Source organism: Stakelama flava, assembly GCF_019351405.1.
GTDB lineage: Bacteria > Pseudomonadota > Alphaproteobacteria > Sphingomonadales > Sphingomonadaceae > Sphingomonas > Sphingomonas flava_A.
In genome coordinates, this window is record NZ_JAHWZX010000010.1 from 76400 (window position 1) to 99411 (window position 23012).

At 62.9% G+C, this 23012-nt stretch carries 21 protein-coding genes; 16 read left to right on the forward strand and 5 right to left on the reverse strand.

The genetic code is table 11. The features are described 5' to 3' along the window. From KY084_RS11530 to KY084_RS11555, 6 genes are all read left to right on the forward strand, one after another. Positions 1 to 1584, forward strand: a complete 1584-nt coding sequence (locus KY084_RS11530) for a type II and III secretion system protein family protein (protein ID WP_219238623.1) — start codon at positions 1 to 3, stop codon at positions 1582 to 1584. A gap of 23 nt (positions 1585 to 1607) precedes the next feature. Continuing rightward, on the forward strand, positions 1608 to 2249 hold the full coding sequence (locus tag KY084_RS11535; protein WP_219238624.1) for a CpaD family pilus assembly protein: 642 nt from the start codon (positions 1608 to 1610) through the stop codon (positions 2247 to 2249). Next, positions 2249 to 3529 (forward strand): CpaE/TadZ family protein, encoded by a 1281-nt coding sequence (locus KY084_RS11540; RefSeq protein ID WP_219238625.1) that lies wholly within the window; start codon positions 2249 to 2251, stop codon positions 3527 to 3529. The genes KY084_RS11535 and KY084_RS11540 overlap by 1 nt, the downstream gene beginning before the upstream one ends. A gap of 51 nt (positions 3530 to 3580) precedes the next feature. After that, complete coding sequence (locus tag KY084_RS11545) at positions 3581 to 4549, forward strand: type II secretion system F family protein (RefSeq protein ID WP_219238626.1); 969 nt, start codon at positions 3581 to 3583, stop codon at positions 4547 to 4549. 10 nt (positions 4550 to 4559) lie between these two features. Then, the gene (locus KY084_RS11550; protein WP_219238627.1) at positions 4560 to 5552 is read left to right on the forward strand and encodes a type II secretion system F family protein; all 993 of its coding nucleotides are present in this window, start codon (positions 4560 to 4562) and stop codon (positions 5550 to 5552) included. Between the two features lie 74 nt (positions 5553 to 5626). Then, positions 5627 to 5929 (forward strand): hypothetical protein, encoded by a 303-nt coding sequence (locus tag KY084_RS11555; protein WP_219238628.1) that lies wholly within the window; start codon positions 5627 to 5629, stop codon positions 5927 to 5929. A gap of 11 nt (positions 5930 to 5940) precedes the next feature. On the opposite strand, the gene KY084_RS11560 is transcribed toward KY084_RS11555, so the two are convergent. The 4 genes from KY084_RS11560 to KY084_RS11575 all read right to left on the reverse strand — a co-directional run bounded on the left by KY084_RS11560 (position 5941) and on the right by KY084_RS11575 (position 12666). Next, positions 5941 to 6468: a chorismate--pyruvate lyase family protein gene (locus KY084_RS11560; RefSeq protein WP_425516734.1), complete on the reverse strand. Its 528-nt coding sequence runs from the start codon at positions 6466 to 6468 to the stop codon at positions 5941 to 5943. Positions 6469 to 6470: 2 nt separating this feature from the next. Next, positions 6471 to 9137 (reverse strand): pyruvate, phosphate dikinase, encoded by a 2667-nt coding sequence (gene ppdK / locus KY084_RS11565; RefSeq protein WP_219238630.1) that lies wholly within the window; start codon positions 9135 to 9137, stop codon positions 6471 to 6473. Positions 9138 to 9260: 123 nt separating this feature from the next. After that, positions 9261 to 11672, reverse strand: a complete 2412-nt coding sequence (gene glyS, locus KY084_RS11570) for a glycine--tRNA ligase subunit beta (protein WP_219238631.1) — start codon at positions 11670 to 11672, stop codon at positions 9261 to 9263. A gap of 127 nt (positions 11673 to 11799) precedes the next feature. After that, the gene (locus KY084_RS11575) at positions 11800 to 12666 is read right to left on the reverse strand and encodes a glycine--tRNA ligase subunit alpha (RefSeq protein ID WP_219238691.1); all 867 of its coding nucleotides are present in this window, start codon (positions 12664 to 12666) and stop codon (positions 11800 to 11802) included. Between the two features lie 256 nt (positions 12667 to 12922). Between KY084_RS11575 and KY084_RS11580 the strand changes: the two genes are divergently transcribed. The 10 genes from KY084_RS11580 to KY084_RS11625 all read left to right on the forward strand — a co-directional run bounded on the left by KY084_RS11580 (position 12923) and on the right by KY084_RS11625 (position 22553). Next, positions 12923 to 13828, forward strand: a complete 906-nt coding sequence (locus KY084_RS11580) for a TraB/GumN family protein (RefSeq protein ID WP_219238632.1) — start codon at positions 12923 to 12925, stop codon at positions 13826 to 13828. A 43-nt stretch (positions 13829 to 13871) separates the two neighbouring features. Further along, on the forward strand, positions 13872 to 14750 hold the full coding sequence (locus tag KY084_RS11585; RefSeq protein ID WP_219238633.1) for a TraB/GumN family protein: 879 nt from the start codon (positions 13872 to 13874) through the stop codon (positions 14748 to 14750). 125 nt (positions 14751 to 14875) lie between these two features. Beyond that, positions 14876 to 15550: a 50S ribosomal protein L25/general stress protein Ctc gene (locus KY084_RS11590; protein WP_219238634.1), complete on the forward strand. Its 675-nt coding sequence runs from the start codon at positions 14876 to 14878 to the stop codon at positions 15548 to 15550. 108 nt (positions 15551 to 15658) lie between these two features. Continuing rightward, entirely contained in the window at positions 15659 to 16228 is a 570-nt protein-coding gene (gene pth / locus KY084_RS11595) for an aminoacyl-tRNA hydrolase (RefSeq protein WP_219238635.1), read from the forward strand. A gap of 139 nt (positions 16229 to 16367) precedes the next feature. Beyond that, entirely contained in the window at positions 16368 to 17168 is an 801-nt protein-coding gene (locus KY084_RS11600; RefSeq protein WP_219238636.1) for a fructosamine kinase family protein, read from the forward strand. A 64-nt stretch (positions 17169 to 17232) separates the two neighbouring features. Next, the gene (locus tag KY084_RS11605) at positions 17233 to 17913 is read left to right on the forward strand and encodes a hypothetical protein (RefSeq protein WP_219238637.1); all 681 of its coding nucleotides are present in this window, start codon (positions 17233 to 17235) and stop codon (positions 17911 to 17913) included. A gap of 71 nt (positions 17914 to 17984) precedes the next feature. Beyond that, positions 17985 to 19928 carry a M1 family metallopeptidase gene (locus tag KY084_RS11610; RefSeq protein WP_219238638.1) on the forward strand — a complete coding sequence of 648 codons (1944 nt, stop codon included), beginning with the start codon at positions 17985 to 17987 and terminating at the stop codon, positions 19926 to 19928. A gap of 173 nt (positions 19929 to 20101) precedes the next feature. Next, on the forward strand, positions 20102 to 21238 hold the full coding sequence (tgt, locus tag KY084_RS11615) for a tRNA guanosine(34) transglycosylase Tgt (RefSeq protein ID WP_219238639.1): 1137 nt from the start codon (positions 20102 to 20104) through the stop codon (positions 21236 to 21238). An 18-nt stretch (positions 21239 to 21256) separates the two neighbouring features. Beyond that, positions 21257 to 21457: a hypothetical protein gene (locus KY084_RS11620; RefSeq protein ID WP_219238640.1), complete on the forward strand. Its 201-nt coding sequence runs from the start codon at positions 21257 to 21259 to the stop codon at positions 21455 to 21457. 103 nt (positions 21458 to 21560) lie between these two features. Continuing rightward, entirely contained in the window at positions 21561 to 22553 is a 993-nt protein-coding gene (locus tag KY084_RS11625) for a cell wall hydrolase (protein WP_246587068.1), read from the forward strand. Positions 22554 to 22605: 52 nt separating this feature from the next. On the opposite strand, the gene KY084_RS11630 is transcribed toward KY084_RS11625, so the two are convergent. Then, positions 22606 to 22965 carry a hypothetical protein gene (locus tag KY084_RS11630; protein ID WP_219238641.1) on the reverse strand — a complete coding sequence of 120 codons (360 nt, stop codon included), beginning with the start codon at positions 22963 to 22965 and terminating at the stop codon, positions 22606 to 22608. Positions 22966 to 23012: the final 47 nt, after the last annotated feature.

Genomic DNA, 23012 nt, shown 5'->3' on the forward strand with positions numbered 1-23012 from the left:
ATGGCAATCATCGAAAAGCGGATCGGCCTGCCGCTGGCGCTTGCCGCCGCAGCCGTGGGGACCCTTGCGCCCGCATTTCCCGGCAGCGCGCAAACCCGGCCCGAACCGACCAGCACGATGCAACTCGATATCGGCCGCGGACAACTGGTCAACCTGCCCTCGTCGATGACCGACGTCTTCGTCGCGGACAACAGCATCGCCGATGTATCGGTCCGCTCCCCCACCCAGCTTTATGTCTTTGCCAAGGGTGCGGGCGAAACCAACGTCTATGCCACGAACAAGGCGGGCACGGTAATCTATGCCAGCACGGTGCGCGTCGGGCAGAACATCAATTCGATCTCGTCCATGCTGGCGCTGGCGATGCCAGAGGCAAAGATCACCGCATCGACAATGAACGGGCTGGTGCTGCTTACGGGCACCGTCGCCAATCCTGACGATGCGGCCGAAGCCACGGAACTGGTTCAGGCATTTGTCGGGGAAAAGACAAAGGTCATTACCCGGCTGAAAACCGCGACCCCGCTTCAGGTCAATCTGCAGGTCCGCTTTGCCGAGGTCAGCCGCAGCTTCGTCAAGAATATCGGGGTCAATCTGGCCTCCGCCGATTCGAGCGGCGGATTCAAGTTCGGCGTCGGTCAGGGGCGCAGCTTTTATGACCAGTATACGCCGGGCGGGACGCTTGGCGTTGGAACCGATGCCAGCGACGGGACGACGTCGGTAAGTGGCGTCGAATCGGGAACATCGCTGTTCGGCGCGGGCAAGCTGCTGGGGCTGGACCTGCTTGGTGCGCTGGACCTTGGCGAAACCGTCGGGCAGGTCAGCACGCTGAACACCACCAACCTGTCGGCGCTATCGGGCGAGACGGGGTCGTTTCTGGCGGGCGGCGAAATTCCCATCCCGATCAGCCAGGGACTGGGCGCGGTTTCGGTGCAGTTCAAACAATATGGCGTCAGCCTTGCCTATACGCCGACGGTTCTTGCCGATGGACGGATCTCACTGCGGGTCCGGCCGGAAGTGTCGCAGCTTTCCAGCGCCGGCGCGGTTACCATCGACAGCACCCAAATCCCTGCGCTCACCACCCGGCGCGCCGAAACCACGGTGGAGCTCGGTTCTGGCCAGAGCTTCATGATCGCCGGGCTTTTGTCGAACAATCACCAGAACCAGATCGACAAGGCGCCGGGTCTGGGCGACATGCCGATCCTCGGCGCGCTGTTTCGTTCAAACGGATTTCAACGCAACGAAACCGAACTCGTCATCGTCATTACCCCCTACCTGGTGAAGCCGGTGGACGGATCGCACATCGCGCTGCCCACTGACGGATATCGGGCACCGACCGATCTGGAGCGGGTATTGCTGGGCAAGATGCAGGGCGGCCAGACGGGCAGCCAGCGGCCGCAACCGCGCATGGCGCCCGACGGCACCGTTCAGCCGTCGCTGGGCGCGAGCAGCAGCCCGCTCCCCTCCGGACCGAACCTGCCCGATACTGACGAGGGAGCTGCCGTAGCGACAGCGCCGACGACGTCCGGTTCCAGGCGCGGAGGCGATGGCAAGAACGACGGCGCCGCCCCCGGCTTCAGCATTCCCTAACCCACAGCCCCTAGGATAGGACCATGGCAAAGCATATCGCGATCCTGGCCGGCATCGTTCCGGCGTTTCTTCTGGCCGGTTGTGGCGAACCGAACGCCTATCGCGGGCTGGAAAGCCCGCATCAGCCCGTCGTCACGCGCAACAATTATGCGCTTGACCTGCAAACCTCCGGCTATGGCCTCGCCCCCGGTGAAGCGGATCGCCTCGCCGGATGGATGTCCTTGCTCAACCTCGGCTATGGCGACAGGGTCTATGTCGCCGATGCGCAAGGATACGACGCCGCCGCGCGCGAAGCGGTTGCCGGTGAAGCGGCGCGCTTCGGCCTGCTGCTCAGCGATGCCGCCCCGGTGACGCCCGGTTCGGTCGCCCCCGGCACCGTCCGCGTCGTGGTGACCCGGATGAGCGCCTCCGTACCCGGTTGCCCCGATTACGCCGATGTCGATCAACCGAATTTCGACGCGCATACGACATCGAATTTCGGCTGCGCGATCAATTCCAATCTGGCGGCAATGGTCGCCCGGCCCGAAGACCTGGTTCGCGGTCAGCCGGGGTCCGGGACCACCGATCCCGATACTGCGGTCAAGGCGATCCAGACGTTCCGCAAGGCAACGCCGACGGGCGCTGAGGGACTTGACGAAGTTTCCACCACGAAGGAAAGCAACTGATGAACGCGCCGTGGAACGCCGGGCGTGCCAGCCAGCGTGAACCCTTTGCCGCCTTTGTCTGCGACGATACGTCGCTCGACGCACTTCGCCCGGTCGCGGTGGAACAGGGCTGGTCGCCGGAAAAAGTCATGAAGGGCGGGCTGCGCAACGCGGTGCAGACGCTGTCGGTTTCGGCCAGTCCGAATATCCTGTTCGTCGACTTGTCCGAATCGGGTGATCCGCTCAACGACATCAATGCGCTTGCCGAGGTTTGCGAGCCGGGAACCGTGGTGATCGCGGCGGGGCAGGTAAACGATGTCCGCCTGTACCGCGATCTTCTGGGCAGCGGGATTCAGGATTATCTGCTCAAACCGCTCAATCCCGACATCGTTCGCGAATCCTTCACACAGGCGCAGGCGATGCTCAACGCCCCGCGCGCCAGCGAACAGCAGGGTCCCGATCAACCGCATAACGCAGTGACCGTGATCGGCGCGCGCGGCGGCGTGGGCGCATCGACGATCGCGACCTCGCTCGCATGGCTGCTCAGCGACAAGGGCAACCGCACCACCGGCCTGCTCGACCTCGACGTCCATTTCGGCACGGCGGCGCTTTCGCTCGATCTGGAACCGGGTCGCGGACTGACCGACGCGATCGAAAATCCCAGTCGCATCGACGGGCTGTTCATCGAACGCGCCATGGTTCGCGCCTCGGAAAAGCTCGCCATTCTTTCGGCCGAAGCGCCGATCCATTCGCCGATCGTCACCGATGGCAGCGCGTTTTTCCAGCTTCAGGAGGAATTGCGTAGCGCGTTCGAAGCCACGGTGATCGATATGCCGCGCGCGATGCTGGTCCAGCATCCGCATCTGGTTTCCGATATCCAGACCGCGGTCATCGTAACCGAATTCACCCTGGCGGCGGCACGCGATTGCATCCGGCTGTTGTCGTGGTTCAAATCCACCGCGCCGCAAGTTCGCACCATCGTGGCGGCAAACCGGGTGTTGCCGGGTTCGCAGCTTGAAATAAGTCGCAAGGATTTCGAAGGATCGATCGAGCGCAAGGTCGATTTCCTGATCCCGTTCGATCAGAAACTGGCCGCGCAGGCGGCGAAGCTGGGACGTCCCCTCGCCGAAGCGGGCAAGGGGTCGAAAACGGTGGCGCCGATCCTCGCGCTTGCCGAAGAAGTCGCCAATGTTCGCGACGATGAAGCCGAGGAGTCCGCCGAAAAGAAAGATAGTTCGCTGCTCGGCAAGCTGACCGCGCTTACCGCGAAAAAGCCCCGGCAGGGTTCGAAGCGCAAATGACCGGAGCGTTTCGTCCTTCAACTCGCCATGGAGAAGGCCGGGCCTGATGCCATGATGCAGTTCGCGATCATCATGACGGGTATGTTCGTCCTGTTGGCGATGCTGATCCTCGCCTTTTCCGGCCCCTCAGCCGAGCGGGCGGCATCGCGCCGGCTGACCACGCTGCGCGCGCGCCATTCGCAAACCGCCAGTGCAAAGGTCGAAGCACAGATGCGGCGCATCGCCGCCAGTCGCAGCACGCGCATGGACGATGCCGCCGCTCGCATCCTTCCCAATCCTACGCAGTTGAAAAAGCGTCTTGCCATGACCGGCAAGAGCTGGACCGTCGGCCAGTACGGCATGGCGACGCTGGGCATTGCGCTGCTGACGATGATCGCACTGTGGTCGCGCGGCCTGCCGCTGCTGATCGCGCTGTTTCTGGGCATATTTCTGGGTGCCGGCATCCCGCACAAGGCAGTGAGCATGGTCATCAAGCGCCGCGTCGGCCAGTTTACCGCCAAATTTCCCGACGCGATCGAACTTCTGGTGCGCGGCCTCCGCTCAGGACTGCCGATCACCGAAACGATCAGCGTCGTTGGCAACGAGATGAAAGGCCCGGTGGGCGAGGAATTCCGCGCCGTCGCCGACAAGATGAAAATCGGCCGCTCGCTCGATTCCGCGCTTCAGGAAACGGCCGACCGGCTGGGCACGCCCGAATTCCAGTTTTTCGTCATCACCATCCAGATCCAGCGCGAAACCGGCGGCAACCTTGCCGAAACGCTGTCGAACCTTGCCGATGTGCTGCGCAAGCGTTCGCAGATGAAGCTGAAGATCAAGGCGATGTCGTCCGAATCCAAGGCATCGGCCTATATCGTCGGGGCGCTGCCGTTCATCGTGTTCGGCCTGATCATGTGGATCAGCCCCGATTACATGACCGATTTCTTCAAGGACCCCCGATTGATGGTGGCCGGCATCGGCGGATTGGTGTGGATGGGCATCGGCGCCTTCATCATGGCCAAAATGGTCAGTTTCGAAATTTGAGGTCGCGGCGATGAACGGCACCCCGAACCCCACCCTGTTAGGGATCGACGTAATCGCTGTGGCGACGCTGCTGTCGGGAATCGCGGCGCTGGCGGTGATCATCGCCATCTATGCCGCGGTCAGCGTGCGCGACCCGATGGCGAAGCGGGTCAAGGCGCTCAACGATCGGCGCGAACAGTTGAAAGCGGGCATCACCGCATCGACATCGAAACGCCGCGCGAAGCTGGTCCACAAGAACGAGACCACCGACCGGATGCGCAGTTTCCTGCAGTCGCTGAAGGTGCTGCAGGATGAACAGGTGAAGGCGGTTCAGATAAAGCTGCTTCAGGCCGGTATCCGTACCAAGGACCTGGCGGTGGTGGTCATTTTCGGCCGGCTGGTGATGCCGATCGTGCTGGGCGGGCTGGTCGGGTATATCGTGTACGGCACCGATACATTTTCCGACTGGGGGCCGATCAAATCCTATGCCGTGGTCGCCGGTGCGCTGATCCTCAGCTACAAGGCGCCCGACCTGTACCTGAAAAACAAGATCCAGAAACGCAGCGCCGCGATCCGCAAGGGATTGCCCGATGCGCTCGACCTGCTGGTCATCTGTGCGGAGGCCGGGCTCACCGTCGACGCCGCCTTTCACCGCGTCGCGAAGGAACTGGGCCGCGCCTATCCCGAACTGGGTGAGGAATTTTCGCTGACCGCGATCGAACTGGGCTTCCTGACCGACCGGCGTCAGGCGTTCGAAAACCTTGCCAACCGCATCGATCTGGATGCGGTGAAGGGCGTGGTGACAACGATGATCCAGACCGAGAAATACGGCACCCCCCTCGCTTCCGCGCTGCGCACGCTTTCGGCCGAATTCCGCCACGAACGCATGATGCGCGCCGAGGAAAAGGCGGCCCGCTTGCCCGCGATCATGACGGTGCCGCTGATCCTGTTCATTCTGCCCACATTGTTCGTGGTGATCCTTGGCCCCGCCGCCTGTTCGATCAACGATGCGCTGATGAAGTGAACCCGACGGGCAACGCAACGGGAACGAGGGTGCGGCAAGCTCGTTGACGTTGCGTAACATCGGGAGAGCGGGCCATGAACGGCTTCATATTCCATACGCCGACACAGATCGTCATCCTTGTCCTGGTACTGGTGGCCGGATGGCTTTTCGGCCTTGCCAGCCATCCCGGCGGCAGACGGTGGAAGCAGCGTTATCGCGATCTCGAACTGAAAACCCGGCGGTATCATGAGGAACGTGACGCCGAACTGGCGGCGCGCGATCGCGAGATAGCCGAACTGCGTGCGCAGCGCGATGCCGCGATGGAGGGCACGGTCCAGACCCGACGTCCCGTTACCGATCCCGTTATCGTCGATCCCACGATCCGCGAAGAACGCTGACCGGCCGATCGTCAGCGATGCAACGCGCCGCGATGATAGGTTTCGACCACCTCGGCAAGCGGAACGCCGTTGTGATCGAGCACGAGCGCGCGATGGCGAAGTATTTTTTCGGGCGGCATTCCGCTGCCATCCCATAGGCGTTCGCGCTGCAGATTGCGGCGGCGCGGCCTCAGTGGTGCGATTACCGCACCATAGGGGCGCGTACCGCTGAGCAAATCCCGGTTCATCGCGTCGGTCAGGCGGGAAGGCACAAACCAGTTTTCCGCTTCCGACAACAGCCGGTCGCCGCAGACCAGCCGGACGCGGCGATAGGAAACCGGCTCATCCGGCCCCACCTGCAGCCTTTGCCGCTGTGCGGCATCCGGCGCGCGTTTCGCGTCGCGATCGACCTCTACCCGAACCGGCACATCGCCGCACCGTCGTTGCAGCGCAGCGGTGGCGGTGGGACCGCGCAGCAGATCGGCGTCGAGCGACGCCACCTGATCCTGCTGCGTGATTCCACTCATCACCACGGGCAGCGGCGCGGGAAGCGCCGCCACGATCATCCTTTCGCTTTCAACGCCGCCTGCGCGGCAGCCAGCCGGGCGATCGGCACGCGATAGGGGGAGGCGGAGACGTAATCGAGCCCGATCCTTTCGCAAAAGGCGATCGAGGTGGGATCGCCGCCATGTTCGCCGCAAATCCCCAGCTTGATGTCGGGACGGGTCGCGCGGCCGCGTTCTGTGGCGATTTCAACCAGTTCGCCCACCCCTTCTTCATCCAGGCTGACGAACGGATCACGCGCGTAAATGCCCTTGTCGACATAGGTGCCGAGGAACCGTCCGGCATCGTCGCGGCTGACGCCCAGCGTGGTCTGGGTCAGATCGTTGGTGCCGAAGCTGAAAAATTCCGCCTTCTCGGCAATCTCACCAGCCTTCAGCGCGGCGCGCGGCAGTTCGATCATCGTGCCGATCAGATAGGTCAGTCGCCGCCCCTTTTCCCCGAACACCGTCTCGGCGGTCTTTTCGACCACCGCGCGCATCAGATCGAGCTCCTTACGGGTAGCGACCAGCGGGATCATGATTTCGGGCGTCGGCGCATCGCCCGTCTTTTCGGCGACATCGCACGCTGCCTCGAAAATCGCGCGCGCCTGCATCTCGTAGATTTCGGGATAGGTCACGCCCAGCCGGCAGCCACGATGACCAAGCATGGGATTGAATTCGTGCAGCTCCGCAGCGCGGCGCTTCAGCTTTTCGACATCCATGCCGACTGCTTTGGCGACTTCGGCGAATTCCGCGTCCTCGTGCGGCAGGAATTCGTGCAGCGGCGGATCGAGCAGGCGGATCGTGCACGGCAGCGGCGCCATCTCTTCGAAAATCTCGGTAAAATCCCGGCGCTGATGCGGCAACAGCTTGTCGAGCGCGGCGCGCCGTCCCTTTTCATCCGACGCAAGGATCATTTCGCGCACCGCGGTGATCCGGCCGGAATCGAAGAACATATGCTCGGTCCGGCACAGCCCGATACCTTCCGCGCCGAATTCGCGCGCGGTGCGGCAATCGTTCGGCGTTTCGGCATTGGCGCGCACCTTCAGCCGCCGCCCCTTGTCCGCCCAAGCCATCAGCCTGGAAAAATCGCCCGACAGTTCGGGCTTCACCGTGGGGACCGCGCCCACCATCACTTCGCCGGTCGCGCCGTCGATGGTGATGACCTCGCCCGCCTTCACCTCTCGGCTGCCGACGCGCATGACGCCTTCCTTCGCCTTGACCGACAATGCGCCAGCCCCCGAAACGCAGGCGCGCCCCATGCCGCGTGCCACCACGGCGGCGTGGCTGGTCATCCCGCCACGCGCGGTGAGGATGCCGCGCGCCGCGTGCATGCCGTGAATATCTTCCGGGCTGGTTTCGACGCGAACGAGAATTACATCCTCGCCGTTATTCGCCATGCGTTCGGCGCTGTCGGCGTCGAACACCACCTTGCCGCTGGCCGCGCCGGGCGAGGCGGGAAGCCCTTTGGTCAGCACGTCGCGCTCCGCCTGCGGGTCGAGCGTGGGGTGGAGAAGCTGGTCGAGCGCGGAAGGATCGACGCGGATCACCGCTTCCTCTTCGCTGATCAGCCCTTCGCCCGCCATGTCGACCGCGATTTTCAGCGCAGCGCGCGCCGTCCGCTTGCCGTTGCGCGTCTGAAGCATCCACAGCGTACCGCGTTCCACCGTGAATTCGATATCCTGCATGTCGCGATAATGGGTTTCGAGCTTGTCGAACACCTTTACCAGTTCGCCATAGGTATCGGGCATCGCTTCTTCGAGGCTGAGCGGTTTCGCCTCCGCATTCTCGCGCGCCTTTTTGGTCAGATATTGCGGCGTGCGGATACCCGCCACCACGTCTTCCCCTTGCGCGTTGATCAGGAATTCGCCGTAATAGGCCCGCTCCCCGGTCGACGGATCGCGGGTGAAGGCGACGCCGGTGGCCGAGGTATCGCCCATATTGCCGAACACCATCGCCTGAACATTGACGGCGGTGCCCCATTCGCCGGGGATCGAATTGAGCCGGCGATAGACCTTTGCGCGTTCGACATTCCACGATCCGAACACCGCGCCGATCGCGGTCCATAGCTGATCGTTCACATCCTGCGGGAAGGGCTGGTCCCACATTTCCTTTACCAGCGCCTTATATTCGCCGACCAGCGCCTTCAGGTCCTTCGCCGTCATTTCGGTGTCGAGATCGTAGCCGCGATCTTCCTTAGCGATTTCCAGCGCCTCTTCGAACCGGCCATGGTCGAGGCCGAGCACGACGTCGCAATACATCTGGATGAAGCGGCGATAGCTGTCCCAGGCGAAGCGTTCGTCATCGGCCTTTTTCGCCAGCCCCTCGACCGTTTCGTCGTTAAGGCCGAGGTTGAGGACCGTGTCCATCATTCCCGGCATCGAAACGCGCGCGCCCGAACGAACCGATACGAGCAGCGGATCGGCGGCATCGCCGAATTTCTTGCCCGTCACCCCTTCGATATGTGCGACGCCTTTCGCCACTTCCTCACGCAGCGAATCGGGGAAGGTTTCGCCCTCTTCATAATAGCGGGTGCACATTTCGGTGCTGATCGTGAAGCCCGGCGGGACCGGCAGGCCGATCGAGGCCATTTCGGCGAGGTTCGCGCCCTTGCCGCCCAGGAGGTTTCTGTCCCCCTGCCCGCCGTCGGAGATACCGCCGCCGAAGCGATAGACATATTGCGTCATTCTGTGCGTCCTGCCCTTTCGTTCCACATCACGTTCCTGGGGAGGGAAACCAGCGGAAAGCGCGTTTAGCTTCACGATTTTCGCGTTAAATGCGATAGAAAGTGTCGCGCAATTGTCAGATAATTACCCTTCGATTCTGGAAAAATCAGCCACATTGTGCACCGCGGCACGCATCCGGGCAAGCAGCGCCAGCCGCGCGGTGCGCTTTTCCGGGACAGGGTCATTGACCGTTACCGTGTCAAAGAACGCATCGATCGGCGCGCGAAGCGAGGCGAGCGCCGCCATCGCCGATTCGAAATCTTCGCGCGCGATCGCCGATGCCGCGTGCGGTTCGGCAGCGTCGAGCGCGTCGATCAGCGCAGCTTCAGCCGGTTCGGGCGTGTAGGACAGCGCTTTTTGCGCTTCCGGATGCGCGGTGGCGGAATTTTCGTTGGCCAGCGCTTCGCCGCCCTGGGCTCCTGCGTCCGCAGGAGCACGGTCGGGGGCGGCTTCCCAGCCTTCTTTTTTCAGGATGTTCGCAGCGCGCTTATACCCGGCGAGCAGGTTCGCGCCGTCCTCGGTAGTGACGAACGCCTGAAGCGCATGAACCCGTGCGAGCAGGCGGACTAGATCGTCCTCCCCGCCCAGCGCGAACACCGCGTCGATCAGGTCATGGCGAACGCCTGCCTCGCGTTGCTGGACCTTGAGGCGGTCAGCAAAGAAGTCGAGGACATCGCGCCATAACGCTCCCGATGACATCCGGTTTGCCGTCTCCTCTAGCAAATCCGCTTCATCAATGCGGCTCTCGCCTTTCTTAAACTGCTTAAAAAGCTCTGCGGAAAGTGACGCTTGCTCTCCGCCCTTTGCTAAACCTTCAGCAGTATTTATCAAGTATTCTGCTTGATGTTTTGCAATTTGGTAGGCCGCACCTACGGTAGTGACCAACTGGATAAGGAGGGGCGAACTAGCTACCCTTACCGCCTCTGCCATCGGCATTCTAATTTCATTAGCCAATACAACAGCTATAATTCCCAATGACGCACGACGAAGCGCAAAGGGATCCTTAGAGCCTGTTGGACGCTCTCCAATGAAATAAAACGCCGCAATCGTATCCAGCTTGTCCGCCAGACTGACCGCGACCGTCACCGGCGCGGTGGGGACGTCGTCGCCCTGCCCGACCGGCTTGTAGTGATCGCGGATCGCTTCGGCGACTTCTGGCGGTTCGCCCTGTGCGGCGGCGTAATAGCCGCCCATCAGCCCCTGAAGTTCGGGAAATTCGCCGACCATGCCGGTGACAAGATCAGCCTTGGCCAGCCGCGCGGCGCGTTCGGCCATGTCGGCGAGCTTTGCGCGGTCGTGCTCCTGCGCAGGCAGGAGCCCAGGGTTTAAAGCGCTGGTATTGCCGCTCTGGGCTCCTGCCTGCGCAGGAGCACCGGTGCCGACGATACCCTCTTCGACCAGCCAGCGGGCGAGCTTCGCGACGCGATCGACTTTGTCGGCCAGCGTGCCCAGCTTTTCGTGGAAGACGATCTTTTCCAGCCGGGGAAGCAAATCCTCCAGCCTGGTTTTCAGGTCGGTTTCGTAGAAGAAACGCGCATCGGACAGCCTTGCGGCGAGAACCTTTTCATTGCCCGCTACGATCTTGTCCCCGCCATCCTCGGCATCGATATTCGCGACGCAGATAAAGGCGTTGGCGAGTTTGTCGTCCGCTTCGCACACGAAATATTTCTGGTTCACGCGCGCGGTAAGCTGGATGACCTCGGGCGGGACGTCCAGAAACGCTTCGTCGAACCGGCCGAGCAGCGGCATCGGCCATTCGGTGAGGCCGGCATTTTCTTCCAGCAGGCCGTGGTCCTCGACCAGCGTCAGCCCTGCCCCCTGCCCCGCCATCTTCGCGCCGAGCGCGATGGTGTTGCGGCGTTCGTCCTGATCGACGATGACATGCGCCATGCGCAGCTTTTCGACATAATCGTCCGCCGATCCGATGGTGATTTCGCCGGGATGGTGAAAGCGATGGCCGAGTGTCGCGCTACCCGATTTGATGCCCGCGATTTCGCAATCGACCACCTGATCGCCCAGCAGCGCGACGATGCCGTGCAGCGGGCGGACCCAGCGCATGCTTTCGCTCGATCGCGACGCATCGCCCCAGCGCATCGATTTGGGCCAGGGAAAGGCGCGGATGAGCGCAGGAATCGCCTCTTGAAGAATCCGCCAAACAGGACGTCCCGCCGCCATACGTCGAGCGAAGTAAACTCCGTCGCGCACTTCAAGCTGATCAGCATTCAGCTGATACTTTTTCAAGAAACCTTGGATAGCCTGATCGGGCGCACCGACCCGAGGACCTTTCGTCTCATGCTCCACCGCCTGCGTCTTCTCGGGAAGCCCATGCGCGATCAGCGCAAGGCGGCGCGGCGTGGCATAGGTCGTATAGCCACCGGCCTTCAGCCCCGATTTTTCCAGTTCGGCGGCGAAGAGGCGTTCAAGATCGGCGCGCGCCTTCGCCTGCATCCGCGCGGGGATTTCCTCACAACGCAGTTCGAGAAGGAAGTCGGTCATTGTGCAGCCCTCCGACAGAAAGAACCGTTCGGGCTGAGCCTGTCGAAGCCCTGTGCTTTCTTGTTGCGGGGGGTAAAGGACAGCCCTTCGACAAGCTCAGGGCGAACGGAGGCGGCCATGACTGGCATCATATGCTCCACCCCGGATAGTTGGCTTCCCATTCGGGGGTCATCTTTTCGATATACGCGGCGCAGCTTCCCTTAGCGAGGTCGCGCACCCGGCCCATATAGGCCTGCCGCTCGGCAACGGAGATAACCCCGCGCGCCTGAAGCAGGTTGAAGATATGGCTTGCCTCGATCGCCTGTTCATAGGCGGGAATGGGCAATTTGGCGGCGAGGCAGTTCTCGCATTCCGCCGTCGCCTTTTTGAACAGGTCGAACAGCGCATCGGTGTCCGCCACCTCGAAATTCCATTTCGACATCTGGCGTTCGTTTTCGAGGAAGACGTCGCCATAGGACATGCCCGCATCGTTGAAGGCGAGGTCGTACACGCTGTCGACGTCCTGAATATACATGGCGAGGCGTTCAAGACCGTAGGTCAGCTCGCCCGCCACGGGCTTGCAGTCGAACCCGCCCATTTGCTGAAAATAGGTGAACTGGGTGACTTCCATCCCGTCGCACCACACTTCCCAGCCAAGCCCCCAGGCACCCAGCGTCGGGCTTTCCCAGTCATCCTCGACAAAGCGAATGTCGTGTTTGGTGAAATCGATGCCGATCGCGGCAAGGCTGCCGAGATACAGTTCCTGAAGGTCCGCCGGGCTGGGCTTCAGGATCACCTGATACTGGTAATAATGCTGCAACCGGTTGGGATTTTCGCCGTAGCGTCCATCCGTGGGGCGGCGGCACGGCTGAACGAAGGCGGCGTTCCACGGCTGCGGCCCCAGCGCACGCAGCGTCGTCGCGGTGTGGAACGTGCCCGCGCCGACGCGCATGTCATAGGGTTGCAGGATCAGGCAGCCGCGCGCGCTCCAATAATCATGGAGGGTCAGGATCATGCGCTGGAAACTGGGGGCGTTGCTCAACGAACTGCCTTTTCGCCTTCGTAAACCGATTGTCTGCGCGCGGCTTTGGATCATGCGCGGCGGGGAATCAAGCGGTACGCCTGTCAGGGGAAGGCGTATTCGCAGGCAGGTTATCGTCGGTTAAGGGATCGCGGTATATGTCGCTGCAATCGCCGTATATGTGGCCATGTCGGCACGGGTGCAAATGTCGCTGACGCGCAGCGGCGCATTGGAAATCTGGGAGTATTTCATGATCCGCAAAATCACCGCGCCGCTTGCCGGCCTGTTCCTGTTCGCCTCTCCCGCGCTTGCGCAACAGGCGGCATCGGCGACCCCGGCGGTACAGGACGCCGATCCTGCGATGTGGGTGGTGAAGGATGACGACACGACCATCTATCTGTTCGGCACCTTCCACGCGCTCAAGCCGGGCCTGAGCTGGTTCGACGATGCCGTGCGTCAGGCGTTCGATAAATCGGATACGGCGGTTTTCGAAATCGACACCAGCGACACTGCAGCGATTCAGGCGGCGGCGATGAAATACGGCATTTCGAAACAGGCCGAACCCTTTACCGCGCGTATGACGGCGAAGCAGAAGGCGACGTACGAAGCGGCGCTGCAGAAACTGGGCGTTCCGCCCACCGCGCTCGACCGGATGAAGCCGTGGCTGGCCGGGGTGACACTGACGACGCTCGGCGTGCAGAAGGCCGGGTTCGATCCCAAACAAGGGGCCGAAGCAACACTGGTCGAGGCGGCGAAACAGGCGGGCAAGCGCATCGACACGCTGGAAACCGCGGATCAACAACTGGGCTTTTTCGATTCGCTGAGCGAAGAGGAGCAGATCCGCTTCCTGGTCGAAACGGCGGAGGAAATGGACGAACCCGCCGCGATGCTGGACAGGATGATCCGCTATTGGGCCGCCGGCGCTCCGGAAGAACTGGGCAAGCTGATCAACGATGAACTGACTGCGTCCCCCGACCTCGCCAAAATATTGCTGTACGATCGCAACGAACGCTGGGCGCATCAGATCAAGGCGATGCTCGACAAGCCCGGCACCGTGTTCATCGCCGTCGGCGCGGGGCATCTGGCCGGGCCGAAGGACGTGCAGGCGGATCTGGCGAAGCTGGGGGTGAAGGCCACCCGCGTCGATTACGACTGAGCGCGCGCTTGCCACGGCGACAAAGGGCGGCGATGGGGGTCCCATGCGCCGCCTTTTTCTTGCCCTTGCCGCGTTGCTGGCCGGACTCGCGCTCGCGGGCTGTCATGACGCGCGACAGGTCTCGGCCAGCCCGCCCCTGTGGAAGGTTTCGGACGGCGATACGACGATCTGGCTGCTGGGATCGATCCACATGCTGCCCGCAAATATCCGCTGGCGCACCCCGGCAGTGGAAGCCGCGATTGCGGATTCGAACCGGCTGATCCTCGAAATCCCGCCGGGCGATCCGGGCAAAGCTTCGGCTGCTTTCCTGAAGAAAGCGCGGGCGCGACAGGCAGTCGCGATCGAGCAGCGCCTGCCGCGTGCGAAGCGAGCGCTGCTAGGCGCGGCAGTAAAACATGCCGGGGTGGAGCGCGCGACGCTGGACGGGCTGAAGGACTGGGGCGCGGCGCTGATGCTGGCGGCGGGCGATGCGCGCGAAGCGGGCGCGACCCGCGCGGACGGCGTTGAGGCGGTGCTGACCGGCGAATTTCAGGCAGCGGAGAAGCCGATCGACGCGTTCGAAACGCTGGACGAACAGTTCGCGATCTTCGATTCGCTGAACCCCGCCGATCAGCGCCGCCTGCTCACCAACGCGGTTACCGATGCTGCGTCGGACGACGGCTATGCGCGCGGGCTGGCGGCGTGGCGTGCGGGTGATGCGAAGGCGCTGGAAAGCGCGGCGGACATGCTGTTCACCGATGCGCCGGGGCTGAAAGCAGCGCTGCTGACCCGACGCAACGCGCGCTGGGCCGCGCGCATCAAGCGGGAAATGCGTCGCCCGGAAACCGTGCTGATCGCGGTCGGCGCAGGGCATCTGGCCGGCGATGACGGCCTGCCCGCGCTGCTGGCGCGCAAGGGGTACGCCGTGACGCGAGTGCAATAGCGCGTCGCGCGCTTGCCAACCGGGCCGTACGCGCGTATAGGCGCGCGCTTGTTCGCGTGGGGACATCCCTGGAGGCCCGCGCGACAGAAAACCACGCAATCAAGCGCATTCGAAGGACAGATATCATGAGCGATCAGCTTACGCTGTCGGCCGAGACGCGCGACCGGGTTGGCAAGGGAGCCTCCCGGGCGCTTCGTCGCGAAGGCCGAGTTCCCGCCGTTCTGTACGGCAACAAGAAAGAGCCCCTTCCGATTCACGTCGAGGAGCGCGCGCTCGTCAAGATGCTCAATACCGGGCATTTCATGAACTCGGTCATCATGATCGACACCGGCGACGGCAGCCCTGTGCGCACCCTGCCCAAGGATGTGACGCTGCACCCGGTTACCGACCGTCCAACGCATGTCGACCTGCTGCGCATCGACGAACATGCGAAGGTCACCGTGGCGATCCCCGTCACCTTCACCAATGAAGAAGAAGCGCCGGGCATCAAGCGCGGCGGCGTGCTGAACATCGTTCGCCACGAACTGGAACTGGTGGTCGATGCCGCGAGCATCCCCGACGAGGTCGAAATCTCGCTCAAGGGACTGGATGTCGGCGATTCGGTTCATATCAGCCATGTGAAGCTGCCCAAGGGCGCCGAATCGGCAATCACCGATCGCGACTTCACCATCGCCACGCTGGTCGCCCCGTCGGCGATGAAGTCGAGCGAAGGCGAAGCCGAGGGCGAGGAAGCCGGCGAGACCGAAGTCACCGAGCAGAATGCCGACACTGTCATGGAAGACGACAAGGACGGCGAATAATCCGGACCGGGCCGGAACCGGCGGCATCCGCGACGCGGAACGCCCCGTTCCGGCCCTCCATCCCGGCACGGACCGGGCGGGCCACCCGCGCCCCGAAAGGGCAGGTCGATGCAAATCTGGGCAGGACTGGGTAATCCCGGCGCGCAATATGCGATGCACCGGCACAATGTCGGTTTCATGGCGGTCGACGCGATTGCCGAAATCCACGGTTTCAGCACGCCCAAAAAGCAGTTTCTGGGCTTGACGCAGGAAGGCCGGATCGGCGGCGAAAAGATCATACTGCTCAAACCCGCCACCTTCATGAACGAAAGCGGCCGGTCGATCCGCGCCGCGGTCGATTTCTACAAGCTGGACGAAAGCGCGGTCACCGTCTTTCACGACGAACTGGACCTGGCACCGTTCAAAGTGAAGGTGAAAACCGGCGGCGGAGCGGCCGGGCATAACGGCCTGCGTTCGACCGACAGCCATATCGGCAACGAATATCGTCGCGTGCGGTTGGGCATCGGCCATCCCGGGCACAAGGACAGGGTGCACGGCTATGTGCTGGGCAATTATGCGAAAGAGGAGATCGAGGACTTGTCCGTCCTGCTGGGTGCGGTAGCGGCCGAAGCCGAATGGCTGGCACGCGGCGACGACGCCCGCTTTCTGAGCGAGGTCGCGCTGCGTATGCAGCGATAACCGCCGAACGCATCCATGCCGACGCATCGCGTTTCCCTTGCGCCGACGCTGGATTGGTTCACTCGTTTGGCGGGTTGGCATTGACGGAGCGCGGACGCACTGCTCGCAATGGCGCTTCGCCGACCCCAGATGCGCTTGCATGACTGATCCATCGCAAGCCGCCGCCCTGCTGGGCAGCGACATCGTCGCTTCGCGTCCCATGTCCGGCGGCGACCTTTCCGAAGTGGTCGCGCTCGACCTTGCCGATGGCCGCCGCGTGGTTTCCAAAACGGGAGTGAGCGCACGAAGCGAAGCGGCGATGCTTCGCGCCATCGCCGCAACCGGCGCGCCCGCTCCCGAAGTGCTCGCGGCAAGCGACGAGCTGTTGCTGATCGAACGGGTCGATGCGGGCGGTAGTCTGTCGAATGCGTGGGACGATCTGGCGGAGGTGCTCGGCCGCCTGCACGGCGCGCGTGGCGATAGCTATGGCTGGACGTGCGATCACGCCTTTGGTGCGGTGAGCGTCGAGAACACGCAATGCGACGACTGGGTGACATTCTGGGCCGATCGCCGGCTTCGCTGCCACGCACCGCATGTCAATGCCGCGCTGGCCCGACGGATCGAGGCGCTGGCCGACCGGCTGAACGATCATTTGCCTGCGCATCCCGCCCCGGCGCTGCTCCATGGCGATCTGTGGGGCGGCAACGTGCTGGTATCGGGCGACCATGTGCGCGCGCTGATCGATCCGGCCTGCTATTATGGTGACCGCGAAGTCGATGCGGCAATGCTGACGCTGTTCGATGCGCCGCCCGCTCGCCTTTTCGACGCGCTCGCCTTTGAACCGGGATGGCGCGAGCGCCAGCCGGTCTATCGCCTCTGGCCGCTGCTCGTCCATCTGCGCCTGTTCGGAAACAGCTATCGCGGCGCGGTGGAACATTGTCTTGACGATCTGGGCGTCTAGGACGGACCAGCAAGCACTGGTCATTATCGTGCTATAGGCTGATGATGGAAACAGGGAGCGCGATATGATGCTGATAGCTTTCGCGATTGCCGCGACCCTCGCACTGACGCCGACCGTACCGGAGGAGGAGAGCCAGTTCGTGCCCCCAGCGGGGTATGCTGGTCGGCCGCCCGAAAGAGATATTGCGGCCCCGCCGGACAAGGATATGCCGAGCATAATTGCTGTGCCGCCCGGAACGGTTGCGGACCGGTTTATGATTGTTCCGGACTATCCCCGGGATGGCCATGTCAAGGTGATCGGTGCATTTGCGATCACGCCGCATGGCAATGTGCGTCTGAAGAACGCATGGGGTCCAGGATTCCTGCCGGCCACGCTCTTCTTCAGCGACGGGCGCTGCTATCTGCTGGAAGCCGATTATTATAACCACGCGCTCTCCAATGGACGTTTCAGTCCCGAAAGCTGCGACGGAAAACGATATGACGAAAAGCCGTCCTCATCGGCCCCGGACAACAGCGGCTTGCATTTTATCGACGCAGCATGGGGATATAGTGTTTGGGAAAAAACGGACGGATCGGTGATCGTTACAGCACCCTATGCCAAGGATTTCACACCGCTTTTTTCGGCCAAAATGCATGTCCTCGCTATCACGGCAATTAACGGCCCCGATTATCCCGGTGGCAATGTCACGCTGATCGGTGCGATCGATGGACAATCAATGGCGGTTATTCTGGATGTCGGTTTCTAAAACCGGCCTGTCGACAGCGGCGCTGGTATGTGGCCTAAGGCGGGTTCGGCCTGTCGTACGGGGGAATATCGATGAAGAAGCTGCTGGTGGCGCCCGCGCTGCTGTTGGTCGCCGCGCCTGCTGTCGCGCAGGAATATCATCCACGCGAAACCTTCGCGCCGCTGGACCTTTCGCAGGGGGTCAATCGCTACCGCTCGTCCAATGGCCTGCCCGGCCCCGATTACTGGCAGAACCATGCCGATTATGCGATTCGCGCGACGCTGGACACGAAGGCGAAGGCGCTGCGCGGGTCCGAACGGATCACCTATACCAACAACAGCCCCGACACGCTTCGCATCATCTGGCTGCACGTCGAACAGAATCTCTACAAGGCGGAATCGCGGGGATACCTTGCCAATGGCGGGCCGGTACGCGGGACCACCGGCGGCGCGATGATCGATTCGGCAGCGATCGGCATCGGCAAGGGCGAGAGCCAGCCGGTGACGCCGACAATCAACGATACGCGGATGCAGATCGTGCTGCCGGCGCCGCTGAAACCGGGCGAGAGCGCGACGATCGAAATCGCGTGGCATTTCACCATCCCCGGCACGTTCGGCGGGCGGATGGCATGGGGCACGTCACGCGACGGCGAAATCTATGACCTGGCGCAATGGTATCCGCGCGTCGCCGTGTATGACGATATTCGCGGCTGGGACCCGCTGCCTTATCTGTCCCAGGAATTTTACAGCGAATATGGCGATTTCGATTACTGGCTGACCGTGCCTTCGGACATGATCGTCGCCGGATCGGGCGAATTAATGAACCCGAAAGACGTGCTGACGCCGACGCAGATCGACCGGCTGGACAAGGCGCGCCGGTCCGACAAGACGGTAACGATCCGGTCACCGCAGGAAATCGACGATCCGGCCAGCAGGCCGAAGCGCGACGGTACGCTGACCTGGCATTTCCGCATGGAAAATACGCGCGACGTCGCATGGACAGCGTCGAGCAAATTCGCGTGGGACGCGGCGCGGATCAACCTGCCGGACGGAAAGAGCGCGCTCGCCCAGTCGGTTTACCCGGCGGAAAGCGCGGGACCGGACCGGTGGGGCCGCTCCACCGAATATGTAAAGGATGCGGTCGAACGGTTTTCGGCCAAATGGTATCCCTATCCTTGGCCCAACGCGATCAATGTCGCGGGTCCCGCTACGGGCATGGAATATCCCGGCATCGTGTTCGACGGCATCGACGACAAGGGCAAGATGCTGTTCTGGATCACCGCGCATGAAATCGGCCATGGCTGGTTCCCGATGATCGTCGGGTTCGACGAACGCCGCCATGCGTGGATGGACGAAGGGTTCAACACGTTCATCGACGTGTATGAATCGGACGAGTTCAACCATGGCGAATATGCGCCCAAGCGCGACGGCGAATATGCGCCGGGCGGCGGTAATCCGGTTGACGAAATTCTGCCGATCCTTGCCGATAAGGACGCGCCCCCGATCATGAGCCGCGCCGACACGGTGATCGAAAAATACCGCCATCCGGTCACCTATTTCAAAACCGCGCTGGGGCTGGTGCTACTGCGCGAACAGATATTGGGACCGAAGCGATTCGACCATGCCTTTCGCCGCTTCGCCGATGCCTGGGCGTTCAAACATCCCAAGCCCGATGATTTTTTCCGCGCGATGGCGAGCGACGCGGGCGAAGACCTCGACTATTACTGGCGCGGCTGGTTTTTGAACAACTGGCAGATGGACCTGGCGGCGACCCGGATCGCGTATGTCGACAATGATCCGACAAAGGGCGCGCTGGTAACGGTGGAAGCGCGCGACAAGCTGATAATTCCGGCGACGCTTCGCGTGACCTTTGCCGATGGCAGCACGAAGGACGTGCGGCTTCCGGCCGAAACGTGGATCCGGCAGGCAGCGACCGCAGTGCCGGTTGGCGGCACGAGCAAGGTTGTGAAGGCGGAAATCGATCCCGACCACAAGCTGCCCGACAAGGATCGCAAGAACAACGTGGTGACGGGCTGAGCAGCAAAAGAGGGACGGCTCCTTTGACTTCGTTCAGCGCGGACGGATTTGGGGCGAAGCGATAGCGCCCTGACCGTTCGGGCTGAGCAGCGTCGAAGCCCCGTCCTTCTTTCCTCGCGCGCCTTCGCCGCATGGTGGACAGCCGCGCGTTCGCGGGGCATGGCGATTGCCCCATGAACCCACGTTTTGATTTCACCATTACCGCCACCGACGGCGCGTCGCGTACCGGCACGATTTCGATGCGGCGCGGCGATATTCGCACGCCCGCCTTCATGCCGGTCGGCACCGCCGCCACGGTAAAGGCGATGAAACCCGATGACGTGCGCAGCGCCGGCGCCGATATCATCCTTGGCAACACCTATCACCTGATGCTTCGCCCCAGCGCCGAGCGTATCCATCGGCTGGGCGGGCTGCACGCATTCATGGGCTGGGATCGCCCGATCCTGACCGACAGCGGCGGATATCAGGTGATGAGCCTTTCCGAACTGACGAAACGCAGCGAGGACGGCGTCGTCTTCAAAAGCCATCTCGACGGGTCGCGCCATATGATGAGCCCCGAACGGTCGATGGAAATCCAGCGGCTGCTGGGCAGCGATATCGTGATGGCCTTCGACGAACTGGTCCCCAGCGACACCACGCGCGAGGTTCAGGCCGCGGCGATGGAGCGGTCGATGCGCTGGGCGAAGCGCAGCCGCGACGGGTTCGATTCGGGTGAGGAACATGCGGATCGCGCTGCCCTGTTCGGTATTCAGCAAGGGGCGCTTGACCAGGATTTGCGCCGGGCGAGCGCGGATGCGCTGATCGATATCGGGTTCGACGGCTATGCGATCGGCGGACTGGCCGTGGGCGAAGGACAGGACGCGATGTTCGGCGTGCTCGATTTCGCGCCGGGGCAGCTTCCCGCCGACAAGCCCCGCTACCTGATGGGCGTGGGCAAGCCTGACGACATCGTCGGCGCTGTCGAACGCGGCGTCGACATGTTCGATTGCGTCATGCCGACCCGGTCGGGGCGCACCGGGCAGGCGTTCACCCGCGACGGGCCGATCAACATTCGCAACGCCCGCTTTGCCGAGGATACCGGGCCGCTCGACCCTGAATGCGGTTGCCCGGCATGTGCCGGGTGGAGCCGCGCCTATATCCACCATCTGGTGCGCGCGGGCGAGATATTGGGCGCAATGCTGATGACTGAGCACAATATATTCTTTTATCAGGCGCTGATGGCCGATCTGCGCGATGCGATCGCGAAGGGCGAGCTGAAGACGTTCGCCAATCGCTTTCTCGCGCGCTATGTTCGTAAAAAACAAGCATAAGAGCTGCGGAGAGCGATCATGCATGACGAGAGCGAAAACGAAATCACCGCCGCTGCGCGCGAGGCGAAGACCGCACAGTCGCGTGCCGGTGCGCGCCCCGAACCCGGCCATGACCGCAGCAGGAAATGGCCGACCAGCGCGGGGATAGGGCTTGGCATCGGATCGGCGGCGCTAGCCGCGGCCGCGCTATATGCCGCCAAGTCGAAGCGGCGCGACTGATCCTTCGCACGCAATTGCTGATTTAACCATATAGCGTTTCGCGGCGGGACACTGCGATTTTGGCGGGCGCATTGTCGCGCGCATTGCAGTATTTGGCGGCGCTATGTCGGCACCCCGCCCTTTCGGCATGGAGATTCGCACGCTAATCGCGGCCGCGCTCGCATTATTGGCGGGGGCGGGGTTTTCGGCGCATGCAGCGCTCGCCTCGCTCGACCAGATGCGCCCCCCCGCGCCCGTCATGTCGCCGAAGGCCGATTATGATGCGGGCGAGCATTTTCCCGGTTCGCTCTATTACACGATGGTGGAGGACGATGCGGCGGTGGCGCGCGGCGTTACCGGCACGACCGCGCTGCCCGACATGCCGGCATCCGCGCGCGCCGATGCGATGCAGCCGGGCATCGTGCCTGCCCGCCCCTTTCGCCTGACCGGCTCCGCCGAAAGCGAGGCGCGGGCGCGCGAATGCCTGACCAGCGCGATATATTATGAAGCGGCGCGCGAACCCGATGACGGGCAACAGGCGGTGGCGCAGGTGATCCTGAACCGTGTCGCGCACCCCGCCTTTCCCGATACCGTATGCGGGGTGGTTTATCAGGGATCCGAACGGGCTGGATGCCAGTTCAGCTTCGCCTGCGACGGATCACTCGCCCGCGCGCCCGATCGCCGGTACTGGCGCAGGGCGCGCGACGTCGCCGTGGCGGCGCTTTCGGGGCATGTCTTCGCGCCCGTCGGGCTGGCGACGCATTATCACACCTATGCGGTTCGCCCGGCATGGAACCGCAAGCTGGTAATGACCGGCGTGTTCGGTGCGCATTTCTTCCATCGCTGGGCGGGCTGGTGGGGAACGGCGGCCGCGTTTCATGAAGTATATGCTGGCGGTGAGCCGGTGCCGGGGCCGCACCGCAGGATCGATGCCCCGCCGGTCGAAATGGTGCAAGCCGCGCTGCCGCTTCCCGCCATCGTCCACGCGGCCGCATCGTCCGACAGGGTGGCGCAAGCCACCCCGCAGGATGACGGTGAAGCAGACCCGCATGTCGCGGTGCTTCCGCAATCGCAAATCCTCGACAAATGGAAGGATTCGGGCAAGCCGCTGCGTTGAGTTTGGCGGACTTGGCAAAAAGGCTCCGCCGGTCGGGCGGAGCCTTATGGGATCAGCGACGATAGTTCGCCTGATGATACTGTCTGCTGTCACCGCCGCGGCTATGGCTGTCGTGGCGAAGTTTGCGCTCCAGCATGGCATAGCGGCGATCGAGGTCGCGGCGTTCCGCGCTGCTCAGCCCGTGTCCGCTGCGACGATAGCGCGCCTCAAGCCTGGCAAGCTGGCGATATTCGACGCGAAGCGAACGCGCGTCGCGGCGACCGATCCTCCCGTCATGTTCGCGCTGATCGATCTGACGCTCGATCTGAACATGGCTGATATTCGCTGACTGGCGCGGCGCCGCAGTGACCGTCGCGGGCATGGCGGCGGTGGCGATGCCGATCCCGGCGAGCATGAGCGTGAATGTCTTCATGGCGGCGTCTCCTTCTTTCCTTCGCCGGGATGCTTCCGGCATGGATT